We start from the raw sequence: 12966 nt of genomic DNA, 5'->3' as shown, positions 1-12966 counted from the left end.
TCAGACTGGGAACTTAAGTTGATTTTTAAAACTAATACAAAGGAGGAGTCTCTCTATCTTGAGCGATTTGTAAAAAAAATGAAAAGCAGAAAATTTACTGAAAAAGTCATTCTTAATCCCGGAATTCTTGAGGAAATATGGAGAAATCGTTAGTCCCTGGTTCCCCTGATGTTTCGGGGCTGGAAGCATCACCATCAAAGCAGAAGCCATATTTGGTTTTGCTCCAAAAGCACTAAAAAGAGGGTTCTCCAATTGTACTTATTCACAACAAATTAAGAAGCAGCTATAATAATTTTTCTATCTTCACCTTAATTCTGAAATGAAAAAAACCGAAAAACTCGGTCACCCCTACTTTTTGCCCCTACCAGATTAAATGACGTCGGGAAAATATCCCGCCGGATAAAAGTCGTCTTATGCGTGAAACATGTGTAGTCGTTCCCTGCTATAACGAGGGCGATAGGTTGTGCGTACCTTCCTTTCTGGATTTTCTAAGGAACAGTCCCCATTCGGTATATTTTGTCAACGATGGCAGTAAAGACAATACTCTTGATTTACTGGGATCTGTAAAGAAAGCGTATCCGGACAAAGTCGAGGTCGTCAATCTCACCAAAAACTTTGGAAAGGCAGAAGCAGTAAGACAAGGTTTTCTTTCAGCTATAGAAAGTGAGAAATTTCACTATATCGCCTATTTGGATGCCGATCTGGCCACGCCGCTGGAGGAGATCGATTTTCTGCTGTCACATATCGAGTCAGGCATTGAAGTGGTGATAGGGTCGCGGGTTAAAAGGTTGGGTACAGAGATAATTCGTTATCCACTAAGGCATTACCTGGGCCGGGTATTTGCCACCATGGCAAGTGTGACGTTGGACCTAAAGGTCTATGACTCCCAATGCGGCGCGAAGATCTTTCAAAAAGAGATCGCGGAGATCCTATTTCTGAATCCCTTTCAATCAAAATGGCTGTTCGACCTGGAACTTCTCTATCGCCTGAAGCATACATATCCCGAAAATTTTAACAAGATCATCCTTGAGGTTCCGCTGAGAACCTGGCAGGAAAAAGGAGACACCCGAATTAAAATGTTGGACTTCGTTACTGCACCCTTAGAATTGTTAAGGATCAAAAGGAAAACAATAGACACTAAAGCAGCTCAAACTAAAGTAGAATGCCAAAAGTTCATTGATGAAAAAACTTTATAACCTAATAAACCAAAAATCTGAAATTTTAATTTTCACCGCAACTGCAATAGTTCTTCTTCCTTTTATTATCCTCTCCTTTTATAATCATCCGGCTTCTGATGACTTTTGTTATACGAACTATATTAGAGATAATGAATTCTGGGCAGCACAGGTAAAACATTATTTCATCTGGACCGGTAGATTTACCGCCACCTTTCTTCTTACAATTGACCCTATAGAACTGAATGATCTTTCCAGCTACCAATTGTTACCCGTGGCATTATTCATCCTGTTTTGCGCCTCTATTTTAATTTTTGTCAAATCTTTTTTTCCTAAAATTTCCTTATCTGACCGCCTACTTCTAAGCTTTCTCATCCTTTTTCTCTACATTTATTATATTCCAGATACAGCCGAGGCATTCTACTGGCGAGCAGGTTCATTAACCTATCAATTAGCCTCTGTCCTTACTTTGCTCCTTTTTGCAACCATTAAACAACTGCAAAGATTACAATCCACCTTTAAAAGATCATACCTAACAGTTCTTGCATGTCTCTTGTCAATTATGGCCATTGGTTTAAATGAAACTTCAATGGTCATTATTTTTGTAGTAGTTATCCTTTGGACCACAGGATGGTTTCTGGCACGAAAAAGTAAAAGACTGGAAATGACAGTTATACTATTCATAATTATCGCCGCAACAGCCATAGTAATTCTCGCTCCAGGGAATGCAGTACGGATGGCTGAAAAACCTCAAAAATTCCAATTCCTCTTTTCATTAGTTGGAGCAGTAAAAATAACTCTGGTGAACTTACTTAGATGGATACCAATGACTGTTCTTCTTCTGGCACTTTTTTCTCCCCTTTTCGATAGAATGAGCAGGAGAGTCAGAAATCGATATGATTTAAGTTGGATAAATTTGAGGCATTTAGGCTTCTGCGCTATTTTCCTCTTTTGCTTCATTGTGTTGTGCTTCTTCCCCTCATTTTGGAGCCAGGGAGGCAGACCACCCTATCGAACTATAAATGTGATCTATCTCCTGTATATTGTTGGAAGCTTCTTCCTCACAATTTTATTCTTTTCGTATTTACAGAACAGAAAAAAAACAATACCACAAATACCTAAGAAAATACAACTAACCCTCTTCATTATTGTGCTGAGTATTGTAATTATAAAGCCGAATAATATAAAAGAGGCCTATTCGGATTTATTTACGGGCACGGCTTTTCATTATGATCAGGAGATGAAGAAGCGCTACAAAATATTAGAAAAATGTAGCTCAAGATCATGTACTGTTCCTGCATTAAAAAACAAACCAAGAACTATTTTATCATCTGATCTTAGCGGAAATCCTGAGCACGAAAGTTTTTACTATAATTCCTGTATAGCCGATCACTTTGGAATCGAAAAGGTCTTTCTGCCAAAAAATGAAACATCTCATGGAGAACTCCACTAATCGGGCAAATATATTCACATAAAAAGGTCCCGAAGGGCGAGGACCTTCAGGATCTTAGATGTGCTTATTAACTTCCGCTTTTATCCTCCCGCCCTTTGTAACTCTTCCAGGTCTTTCTTTCGCGTTTCCTGCCTGGGCTTGCCTTTGCTGAAATTGTAGCGCAGATTGATACTTATTGCCTGCTGACTGAAGTACTGGGACATTTCATAATGATTCCCCAGGAAATCGGCTTCGATTTTTGACCTTTGTGACCTAAATACATCTGTTGCATTCAATGTCATATCCAGACGGTCATTTAAAAATGACCTTTTTAAACCGGCATCAAACCACAACCTATCGTTTACATCATACAATCCCAAAACATACGGACTCCTGTACGTGGCATTTAGCTCCAACTTTAGATCAAACGGCATATTTACCTGATGATTTGACTGTATCATGAGAAAATCATCCTTATTTTCTAATAATTTGTCATTCACCTGTAGTTCATATTCCCGCCGGTTGTAAACTATCGTATTATTAACATTCCAGAAAGAGGCCAACTCCACCGGAAGCACTAAAGTAGCTCCATAAGTCTTATAATTATCCATGTTCGCCGTGGTAAATACTGTTTCCCGGCTGTCCGGATCCATACTGGGCACCTCCCCCATATGATCCTTTGAAAAGTCATATGCCAACCTCAGGCTATATTTCTTATTCAGGGTTTGAGAAAACTGTAATGAATTTGTGAATTGAGGTCTTAAATCCGGATTACCAATTATATAGGAATATGGATCCAGGTAAAAGATGAACGGGTTCAAGGTACTGTAGTTAGGCCGGGCAATCCTTCTGCTATAGGAATAGGCAAGACTGTAATTCTCATTCACCTGTTGGTCCACGACGATATTCGGAAACAACTCCAGGTATTCTGTCGGGTTTTTTTCATCAAGGCTAAAAGATATTCCTTCGCCGTAAGTCTGTTCAGCTCTCAGCCCCAGCTGAACTTTCCAGGTATCGTTTATCCTGTTCGAGTAACTGGCATAAGCTGAATAGATCTCTTCCTCATACCGGTATCGGTCACTTCTGTCAGGATCTAAAACCTGAGCACCTTCCTCTTCCTCGAAGAACTGAAGCTCTGATCGGGAAATCACTTTACTCCCTTTTACACCCATAGCCAATCCTGAATTTTCCGAAAACGGTAGGTCGAGATCCACTTTTGCCGCATAAATATCGTAGTCTGAAAGGCTGGTGTTCGTCAATTTTTGTTGTTCTTCAGATCCATATTCCAAATAGGTGTAAGAATTTAGGAATCGGGAATCGGCCTCTCTCTCCAGCCTCACGTAATCAAGATCTGCAGATAAAGTGGTGCCGACTGAATCCAGCTGCCCTTCATAATAAATATTAAACCTGCCGTTACGGGTTATTCCGTCCCTGTGGTTTCTCGCATCAATATTTACTGCTTCTCCCGAATTCAACCTGCCTATCGTAGTTATGGTATTCCAGTCATTGATACGATCTTGATAAAAGATATTTGCGCTGCCGCCAAGCGTTTGGTTACTGCTGAGCTTGTAGTCTGCACCTGTATAAATGGAAGGAATAAATCTCTTGTTGGTTTCCTCCCCTATTTGATCAAGGTAAGCATTGTCTCCTGCACCGGCAAAAGTTCTGTATTGAAACTGGTCTCTCACATAGCCTCGCTGGGAAAGATCCAGATTTAAAAATGTATTCCATTTCCCGCTACTGCTGTAAATGTTCAAACCGCCGCTCAGTAATTTCTGCTCATTGATCCGCAACCCGCCATAAAAACTCCCGGTTAGACCTGTGGTGGTATCTTCTTTCAGGGTGATATTCAAAATTCCGGCAACCCCTTCAGCGTCATATTTTGCTGAAGGATTATGGATCACCTCGATCTCCTTGATATTTTCAGCAGGCATACTCTCCAGCATCGTCTTCAATTCAGCTGCAGAGAGATATGTGAGACGGCCATCGATCATAACTGAAACTCCTTGTTTCCCGTTGATCATAAAACCTCCGCTGTGCCCCACAGTCACACCGGGTGCCCTTGACAACATTTCGTAAGCTGAGCTCCCAGCGGCAAGCGCTGTACCTTCAACGGACATTATCAATTTATCGCTCTCCACTTTTATTCTCGGTTTCCAGGTATTGACCATCACTTCATTCAGCATGGTGACTTCCTCCTGCATCACGTAGATTCCCAGATCTTTGGAGTAATTAGGACCATTCACCTTTAAGGACGGACTAAAGACTTCCGAATAACCTATAGCGCTAAACCTGAAAATGACCTTTCCGGTAAATTTTGGTTTTACCTCAAATTGCCCTTCCAAGTCGGTAGTGGTTCCCGTAACTATGGTCGAATCTGGTAACTTCAGGACCGCAACAGTCGCAAAAGGGATACTTTCTTCGTTTTGATCATAGAGACGGCCACTTATCACGCCATCCTGGGCCAGCAACTCGGGACCTATAAAAAAGACCAGCAATAGCAAAATGAGATATTTAAAAGTTTTCATGATCGTATTTTTGATTGATTGATGATTTAATTAGAACCTGGTTTTTGAGAGATAGAAAGGAGAATATTCTGATAATTCCAGGTATTTTAAAGACGAAACAGAAAATTTCGCGTTGCAAAAAGACGGTTTTTAAGATATAGTTCAGTGGAAATGTTCTTATCAAGAACTTCAAAATGACCCCGGAAAAAATTTCTTTTCCGGGATCTTTGATGAAGTTGCCCCGGAAGAAGCTTATCCACCCGCTCTCTCTAATTCTTCCAGGTTCGTTGAACGGGCTTTTGCTTTAGATTTTGATCTGCTCAACCTGTACCTCAGGTTCACACTTATCGCTCTTTCGTCAAAGTATTGATTGATGTAAATAGTATTTCCAAGGAAAGCAGCATTAATATCCATTCGTTTACCTTCAAATACATCTGTAGCACTTACAGTGACATTCAAGCGGTCATTCAAAAATGACTTTTTGAGCCCGGCATCAAGCCACCACTGCTCGTCTATGTTATAGACACCATAAGCCACCGGCCCCTGAAAACTCCCATTTAGCTCCAGGCTAATATCCCAGGGCAGGTTTATCTGGTGATTTGTCTGGAACAGATAAAAGAAGTTGTCATTGCTTACCTTTTGTTCATTTAGCGTTAGATCAAAATATTGCTGATTCAGCACAAGGTTATTGTTCGTATTCCAGAAAGAGGCAAGTTCAACAGGTGCAACGAGGGTCGCGGTATAACTTCTTGAATTATCCAGATTTCTGGTAGTAAAATTCGTCTCACCCGTTTCATTGTTCGTGCTGGGAACCTCTGCACTAAAATCTTTGACATGATCATAGCTCAACAAAAGATTAAACTTCTTGAAGAAGGTCTGAGAGACCTTATAACTGGTGGTGATCTCTGCTCTCAGGTCAGGGTTTCCTACCACATAACTGTACGGGTCAAGATAGAAAGCTACAGGGTTAAAATAGCTGTAGTTGGGTCTGCTGATCCTTTTGCTGAAGGAATAATTTAATTTATAGTTATCGCTCACATTTTGTTCAAGCATGATATTGGGAAAGATCTCCAGATAATCCCTGCTACCCACTTTATCTAGCCGGGCAGAATTACCTTCGCCCACTGTCTGTTCTGCCCTTAGGCCCACCTGTACATTCCAGGTGTTACTTAACCTGTTGCTGTAGTTCACATAAGCCGCATAGATCTCCTCGGTATATTTAAAGCTATCACTTCTCTCCGGGTCATAAACATTGCTTCCTTCCTGCAGTTCGTAAAATTCGAGCCGGCTTTTTGAGACCACCTTACTTGTTTTCACCCCCACTTCAAAACTGGACCTATCTGAAAGAGGCTTTACAAAATCAATATTTGCGGCGTAAATATCAAAATCTGAAAAGCTTTGGCTGTTAAGAAATTGCGTATTCTGTTCTGCGGTTTGAGAATAATCATACCTGTTTGTAAAGTCTGAAAAATCCTCCGTGTTCAGTCTCGCAAAATCCACATTTGCAGAGATCGTGGTTCCAAGGGTATCCAATTTTCCAGTATAGTGGACGTTGAATTGTGCATTTCTATAGGTCTGGTCCAGGTTATTTTGCGCGGCAATCGTCAGGTAATCCTCACCCGGATTTCCAAGGATACTGTTGGTATTCCAATCCATTCTTCTGTCGCGGTACATTATGTTCGCCATCACCCCGATGCTGTTGTTTTCATTAATTTCATAGTCTGTTCCTAGCTGTACTGTAGGAATGAAATCCTTTCTTTCCTGAAGACCGGTTTGCTCATACATGGTGTATTCCACTGTCCCCGGAAAGGTCCTGATGGAATACTGGTCTCTGAAAACTCCACGCTCAGAAAGATCCAGGTTGGCAAAAGAATTCCAGTTTCCGCTTTTATAACCAAGGTTAAGTCCTCCGTTGAACAGGGTTTGGTGTCTCATTTCCACTCCTGAATAGATACTCGCCGTGAATCCTGTCAACGTGTTCTTTTTTAATTTAATATTTAAAATTCCCGCTGCTCCTTCGGCGTCATATTTCGCGGAAGGATTGTTGATCACTTCGATCTCCTCAATATTTTCTGCCGGCATGCCGTTAAGCATTGCCTGTAGCTCAGCCGGGGAGAGATAGCTCATCCTTCCGTCGATCATTACGGCGACTCCCTGTTTTCCGTTAATAGAAAAATCCCCATTCTGGTTTACAGACACTCCGGGAGCACGCGACAGCATTTCATAAGCTGTGCTCCCTGCGGCGACAGCAGTACCCTGCACCCGCATGATCATTTTCCCATTTTCTACTTTGACTCTCGGCCTCCAGGTTTTGATCATCACTTCATCCAGAGAAGTAACGGCTGTTTCCATGATCACTGTTCCAAAGTTCTTTTTGTAAGTGGTTGCAGAGACTCTGAAAGGTTCTGTAAAGGTCGCCTTAAAGCCAATGGCGCTAAACCGTAACAGGTACTCCCCTTTTTGAGGGGTGTCCATTTTAAATGTTCCATCCATTTCGGTAGTGGTTCCTGTCACCACTGTGGAATCGGGTAATTTCATCACCGCCACCGTAGCAAAAGGAATGGTTTCCTGTTCCTGGTCCTGAAGGCTGCCGCTAAGGCTGCCTTCCTGGGACCATAGAAACGGACTTATTAAAGAGGCTACTCCAAATAAAAAATTTCTGTACAACTTCATCTCTGTTGGTTTTTTGATTGATTTCTGAAGCAAAAATGGTCTCAATCTGCGTTTTACGAAACCACAGAATGACTCAACGGGGATAAATACATGATGAAACGGGAAATGGGCTAAATGAAGTGGAAATTGTTTTGTCTTTTTTTAAAGATATTCGGGTTTACACTGTAACCATCAAAGCGTGAGCATGAGAAGCAGGCAACTCAAAATTTTCTATTTTTACCTCAACGTAAAATCCAGAAAGATCAAAAAGCAGATTACAGAAAAAGATTCAGCTGAAGGAAAGGCTTTCCAAAAAAGCCTCCGCAGATTTCTAAAGACAGTAGGGAAAGCTGCTATAGTGAGCTTACTTATTTATGAGGTGTTCTTCTACCTCAACATGGGTAGGTTGCTCCTGCCTTCAGAATATATGGCTCAATCCTTACTGCAGCTGGAAACCCTTCTGGGTTTTTTCTACATTCTTTCAATTTTCCTAATATTCCCGCTTATTTCGGGCTTTGTCAATAACAGGCTTAATCATCTACAACCTTTTCTAAAGATCTTATTTGAGCTGGTTTTAGTGTTGATCTTTAACGCTATTTTACTCTCATTAATCCATTTTGCGCCTCTTTTAATTTTTTTCCCCGAGGTGGAGCCCTCACCGGACAGGATTAGAACGAGCTATTTGGTAACTGGCATTTTCTCCCTGTTCTTTTATTTTTTTGTAGAACGCGAAAGGAGCAAAAAACGCCTGCAGGCCGAGATGTTGCGGTCCGCCCGGCTTCAAAAAGAGAATTTTCAGGCACAGCTGGAAAACCTGAAAGACCAGGTGAATCCGCATTTTCTGTTCAACAGTCTTAATGTCCTTGTCTCCCTGATCCCGCTGGATGCCGACAGAGCCACTGAATTTACCAGAAAGCTCTCAAAACTCTATCGCTCCTTTCTCGACAATTCTTCAGAACAACTCATTCCGCTTCGGAAGGAGCTTGACATCATTGATGCCTACATCTATTTGCTGAAAACACGATTTGGGGATTCTGTACAATTTGAGATGCAGATTTCTTCCGAAGCAAAAGAGCTGCAACTACCTCCGGGTTCGTTGCAAGTAGTACTCGAAAATGCCATTAAACACAATGGTTCTACCCGAAAAAAACCTCTGCTAATCAAAATTTTTTCCGAAGAAAATTTTCTCTTGGTAAAAAATAATCTGCAGCCACGCCTGGAACAATTAGAATCTACCAATACCGGCCTTAAAAATATTGAAAGCCGGTACTCTTATCTATCAGAAAAGAAACCGGTTTTCACAAAAACCGAAACCGATTTTATTGCAAAATTACCTCTGTTAAAAGTGGAAAACTCATGAAAACGATTATCATTGAAGATGAAGCCTTTGCAGCTGATGCCCTGGAAAACATGTTACTGAAGATCAGACCACAGGCAGAAGTTTTGGCTAAACTTGAATCAATTGAAGAAAGTGTGGAGTGGTTTCACAAAAACGAATTTCCAGACCTTGTGCTTTGCGACATTCACCTTTCTGACGGCAGCAGTTTTGGGATCTTTAAACAAATAGAGGTGAAAAGTCCGGTGATCTTCACTACCGCTTACGATCAATATGCCATTGAAGCTTTCAAAGTGAACAGCGTAGATTACTTGTTGAAGCCCATTAGAAAAGAGGAGCTCGAGCAAGCGATAATAAAGTATGAAGGGCTCAAACAGAACAGTCTTTCCGAAGAAATTCAGAATATTCAGAATCTTATTTGCAATTCGTCCTCCTCCAAAAAGAGCCGATTCATGGTGAAATCCGGGCAGGTGATCAAAACCATACCTTCAGAAGAGGTGGCGTATTTTTTAGCAGAAGAAGGGGTCGTCCTCCTAGTTACTTTTGAAGGCAATCGGTATGTGATCAATTATACGCTTGACCAGCTGGAGCAACTTTTAGACGAGAAAATGTTCTTTAGGGCTAATCGTCAGCTTATCGCGAATATTGACTCGATCAAAGAAGTGCAGCCTTATTTTAAAGGCCGCCTTCATGTGGTCCTGGAGCCGGGAAATGCAGGGGAACAGATCATCAGCAGCAATAAAGCTGCTTCTTTTAAAAACTGGCTTGATCTTTAAAAAATGGTCTTTTCAGCTCAAAAATTGTTGTAATTTACTAAAACCGTACAGAGATTCTTCAAATTATCCTTAGCTTGTAGTAAAAAGCTATTTTATGAACATACTCCAGGTAAGCCCGCCAAAAGCAGGAAGTTTTTGGTTGCATACCATCCTGAAAAATATACTGGAGCATAAGAATCTCTCCGTTACCAGCTACATTCAGCAGCAGCCGGTATTTGAACGGCTAAAACAGAAAAGACTTAGTTTTAAGGAGCAAGCCGGAGTGGACATGCTGGATATCGAGGAGGAAGGGAATTTCTCCCGGGTTAGTTCCATTTTCAGGGAAAAGATTTCAGATATGGCGCAATATTCTTCACGGGCTACCCTGGCCTGGACCCACTCCACCTATTGCAGCAAAACACCCGAAGTTTTTCAGCATTTTCAGAAAAAAGTGATCGTCGTTCGCGATCCCCGAGACCGCGCACTTTCTGCGGCCCGTTTTGCCTTCACGCCTTACATGCAGGAGCATTACCCTTCACCCTACTCTTCTCCCGAAGAATTTCTCGATGCCGAATATGAGCGGCTTTTGGAGCAGTGGGTCTGGTTCTACGGAAATTACCTGCTCCACCAAAAGGAACTTGATCTGCACTTCATTTTTTACGAACGCCTGCTGAAGGATTTTCAGAAGGAACTTAATGATCTGCTCGACTATCTTCAGCTTTCTTTGACTGCTTCGGAAAAAACTGAAATTGAAGAGGCAGTTTCTTTTTCAAGCATGAAAGAGAAAAGTCCGCGGCACCTTCAGAAGGGAAAAAGACGGAAATGGGTAGACCAGCTTTCAGAAGACCAAAAGAAACTGGCTGCCGAAAAAGCAGGATTTTTGATGGATCTTTTTGGCTACCCCTTGTCACAACCTCAACAGGACACGTTGCCCTGCTTTCCAAAAAACGTTCCTGAAGCACGCCTTTTGGAACGGCTGCAGTACATAAACTGGAGAGAACTTTATAGCAAGCCTGAAAAAGCTTCAGGTTGATGCTCCTGCTAAAAAAAGATTTTCTTTCAGTAGATTTTCGTAACTTGAAAAGAAACCAAAATCGCTAAGCAATGGAAGAGAATCCGCGAAAAGAGAATAAAAAGTCCACTCCTGCCGAAAATAAAAAGGAGGATGTAAAATATCATGTCAACCAGTCCACTGAAGAAAAGAGCGGGGGAAACATAGGCATGATAGCCATAATCATCATTATTGGAATCATAGTTCTCGGCCTCCTGTTCTTTGGTCCCTGGGCAGCCTAAACCACTACAGCTCAAAATTCCTTTAAAACCGTATCTTCGGGGTCAAAAAGCAATCATGTCAAAAACATATTACGACCCGGCAGACCTTCGAAAATTTGGTGATATCACAGAGTGGAGCGAAGAGCTGGGGGACAAGTTCTTCGATTACTATTCAAAAGTTTTCGAGGAAGGTTCCCTTTCTGCACGCGAAAAGTCCCTTATCGCCCTTGCCGTCTCGCACGTGGTGCAATGCCCTTATTGCATTGACGCCTACACCAAAGACGGATTAGAAAGAGGGATAGAAAAGGAAGAAATGATGGAAGCCGTACATGTGGGGGCCGCCATTAAAAGTGGTGCAACCCTTGTGCATGGAGTGCAAATGATGAACAAATACAAAAAGCTTTCAATGTGAGCAGATCCAAGGAGATGCGAAGCAGCGACGTAGGAGTCGCTCACCCCGAGGAGACGAGAGGTCTCAGATCCAAGGAGATGCGAAGCAGCGACGTAGGAGTCGCTCACCCCGAGGAGACGAGGGGTCTCAGATTCGAGGAGCTGTGAAACAGCGACGTAGAAGTCGCTCACCCCGAGGAGACGAGGGGTCCCAGATCCAAGGAGATGCGAAACAGCGACGTAGAAGTCGCTCACCCCGAGGTACGAGGGGTCTCAGATCCAAGGAAGGACGAAGTCCTGACGTAGGAGTCGCTCACTCCGAATAAAACGAGAGGTCCCAGATCTAAAGAAAGATGGAATTGCCGGGACACCGGCACCGTGAATGAAATTTATGCCTGTAAAATCACTTTTGGCAAGAAAGAATGAACTTGCCGATCCGCAGAAACAACTCGATTTCCTGTCAAACGGGATCTTTGCAGAGGGCGAACTGCCCCTTTTCAAAGAGAAGATCGCCAAAAGCGGGAATTTTCCTTTAAAACCACAAAAACTGGAGATCCTGCAGCTCAACCTGGGCTATATGTGTAACCAGGTTTGCTCGCATTGCCATGTAGACGCAGGGCCGGATCGCAAGGAGATCATGACCCGGGAGACCATGGAGCAATGTCTGGAAGTGATACGCACTTCAGGGACAAAAACCCTTGATCTTACCGGAGGTGCTCCTGAGATGAACCCGAATTTTAGGTGGTTCGTGGAAGAGGCAGCGAAAGCCGGGATCGAAGATTTTATCGTACGGTCGAATCTTACCATTATCCTGGCAAATAAAAAATTTCATGACCTTCCGGAGTTCTTCAAAAACCACAATATTCATGTGGTATCCTCCCTGCCGTTCTACAAAAAGGAAAAGACCGACAGGCAGCGGGGAAAAGGGGTTTTCAGCAAGTCCATTGAAGCCCTGAAAATGCTCAATGCCGTGGGATACGGAAAAGAAGGGTCGGGACTGACCCTGGACCTGGTCTATAATCCTGCCGGAGCATTTTTGCCCACCAACCAGGAAGCGCTGGAAAAGGATTTTAAAAAAGCCCTTTTTGAGGATTTCGGTATCGAGTTCAATCAGCTTTTCAGCATAACGAATCTTCCAATAAGCCGGTTTCTAGAATACCTTATCGCTTCCGAAAATTATGAGGATTACATGTATGCTCTTGTGGAGGCGTTCAATCCTTCCGCGGTGAAGAACGTGATGTGCACCAATACGCTTTCGGTAGGCTGGGACGGCTGGCTTTATGACTGTGATTTCAACCAGATGCTGAGCCTCAAAGTGGCATCAAAAGTGAAGCACATTAAAGATTTTAATGAAGAACAGCTGCAGGACAGGGAGATCTGCATTTCGCAACATTGTTACGGCTGCACTGCCGGTGCAGGAAGCAGCTGCCAGGGAAGCCTTACATAA

The 12966-nt window shown here is 42.6% G+C and carries 10 protein-coding genes; 8 read left to right on the top strand and 2 right to left on the bottom strand.

The window, feature by feature from the left end; genetic code table 11:
* Positions 1-413: 413 nt before the first annotated feature.
* Both BLS64_RS04370 and BLS64_RS04365 read left to right on the top strand, forming a co-directional pair.
* Positions 414-1196: a glycosyltransferase gene (locus BLS64_RS04370; protein ID WP_093112085.1), complete on the top strand. Its 783-nt coding sequence runs from the start codon at positions 414-416 to the stop codon at positions 1194-1196.
* Entirely contained in the window at positions 1180-2628 is a 1449-nt protein-coding gene (locus BLS64_RS04365) for a DUF6056 family protein (protein ID WP_093112083.1), read from the top strand. The genes BLS64_RS04370 and BLS64_RS04365 overlap by 17 nt, the downstream gene beginning before the upstream one ends.
* An 80-nt stretch (positions 2629-2708) precedes the next feature.
* On the opposite strand, the gene BLS64_RS04360 is transcribed toward BLS64_RS04365, so the two are convergent.
* Positions 2709-5135 carry an outer membrane beta-barrel protein gene (locus BLS64_RS04360; protein ID WP_093112081.1) on the bottom strand — a complete coding sequence of 809 codons (2427 nt, stop codon included), beginning with the start codon at positions 5133-5135 and terminating at the stop codon, positions 2709-2711.
* A gap of 231 nt (positions 5136-5366) precedes the next feature.
* Positions 5367-7787 carry an outer membrane beta-barrel family protein gene (locus tag BLS64_RS04355; protein ID WP_093112079.1) on the bottom strand — a complete coding sequence of 807 codons (2421 nt, stop codon included), beginning with the start codon at positions 7785-7787 and terminating at the stop codon, positions 5367-5369.
* A gap of 184 nt (positions 7788-7971) precedes the next feature.
* On the opposite strand from BLS64_RS04355, the gene BLS64_RS04350 reads away from it, so the two are divergent.
* The 6 genes from BLS64_RS04350 to arsS all read left to right on the top strand — a co-directional run bounded on the left by BLS64_RS04350 (position 7972) and on the right by arsS (position 12966).
* Positions 7972-9126, top strand: a complete 1155-nt coding sequence (locus BLS64_RS04350) for a sensor histidine kinase (RefSeq protein WP_143019272.1) — start codon at positions 7972-7974, stop codon at positions 9124-9126.
* Positions 9123-9878 (top strand): LytR/AlgR family response regulator transcription factor, encoded by a 756-nt coding sequence (locus tag BLS64_RS04345; protein ID WP_093112075.1) that lies wholly within the window; start codon positions 9123-9125, stop codon positions 9876-9878. Before BLS64_RS04350 ends, BLS64_RS04345 begins: the two co-directional genes overlap by 4 nt.
* A 94-nt stretch (positions 9879-9972) precedes the next feature.
* Positions 9973-10890, top strand: a complete 918-nt coding sequence (locus BLS64_RS04340) for a sulfotransferase domain-containing protein (protein ID WP_093112073.1) — start codon at positions 9973-9975, stop codon at positions 10888-10890.
* Positions 10891-10961: 71 nt separating this feature from the next.
* On the top strand, positions 10962-11150 hold the full coding sequence (locus BLS64_RS04335; protein WP_093112071.1) for a hypothetical protein: 189 nt from the start codon (positions 10962-10964) through the stop codon (positions 11148-11150).
* A 55-nt stretch (positions 11151-11205) separates the two neighbouring features.
* The gene (locus BLS64_RS04330; protein WP_093112069.1) at positions 11206-11541 is read left to right on the top strand and encodes an arsenosugar biosynthesis-associated peroxidase-like protein; all 336 of its coding nucleotides are present in this window, start codon (positions 11206-11208) and stop codon (positions 11539-11541) included.
* A 369-nt stretch (positions 11542-11910) separates the two neighbouring features.
* Positions 11911-12966, top strand: a complete 1056-nt coding sequence (arsS, locus tag BLS64_RS04325; protein WP_093112335.1) for an arsenosugar biosynthesis radical SAM (seleno)protein ArsS — start codon at positions 11911-11913, stop codon at positions 12964-12966.

This window comes from Salinimicrobium catena (assembly GCF_900102915.1).
Taxonomy (GTDB): domain Bacteria; phylum Bacteroidota; class Bacteroidia; order Flavobacteriales; family Flavobacteriaceae; genus Salinimicrobium; species Salinimicrobium catena.
Note: the sequence above shows the minus strand (reverse complement) of the source record. Positions and strands in the feature narration are given on the sequence as shown.

Coding starts and splice junctions, on each gene's coding strand:
- BLS64_RS04345 (WP_093112075.1), top strand. CDS start 9,123: ATGAAAACGATTATCATTGAAGATGAAGCCTTTGCAGCTGATGCCCTG.
- BLS64_RS04370 (WP_093112085.1), top strand. CDS start 414: ATGCGTGAAACATGTGTAGTCGTTCCCTGCTATAACGAGGGCGATAGG.
- arsS (WP_093112335.1), top strand. CDS start 11,911: ATGCCTGTAAAATCACTTTTGGCAAGAAAGAATGAACTTGCCGATCCG.
- BLS64_RS04335 (WP_093112071.1), top strand. CDS start 10,962: ATGGAAGAGAATCCGCGAAAAGAGAATAAAAAGTCCACTCCTGCCGAA.
- BLS64_RS04350 (WP_143019272.1), top strand. CDS start 7,972: ATGAGAAGCAGGCAACTCAAAATTTTCTATTTTTACCTCAACGTAAAA.
- BLS64_RS04340 (WP_093112073.1), top strand. CDS start 9,973: ATGAACATACTCCAGGTAAGCCCGCCAAAAGCAGGAAGTTTTTGGTTG.
- BLS64_RS04330 (WP_093112069.1), top strand. CDS start 11,206: ATGTCAAAAACATATTACGACCCGGCAGACCTTCGAAAATTTGGTGAT.
- BLS64_RS04365 (WP_093112083.1), top strand. CDS start 1,180: ATGAAAAAACTTTATAACCTAATAAACCAAAAATCTGAAATTTTAATT.
- BLS64_RS04360 (WP_093112081.1), bottom strand. CDS start 5,135: ATGAAAACTTTTAAATATCTCATTTTGCTATTGCTGGTCTTTTTTATA.
- BLS64_RS04355 (WP_093112079.1), bottom strand. CDS start 7,787: ATGAAGTTGTACAGAAATTTTTTATTTGGAGTAGCCTCTTTAATAAGT.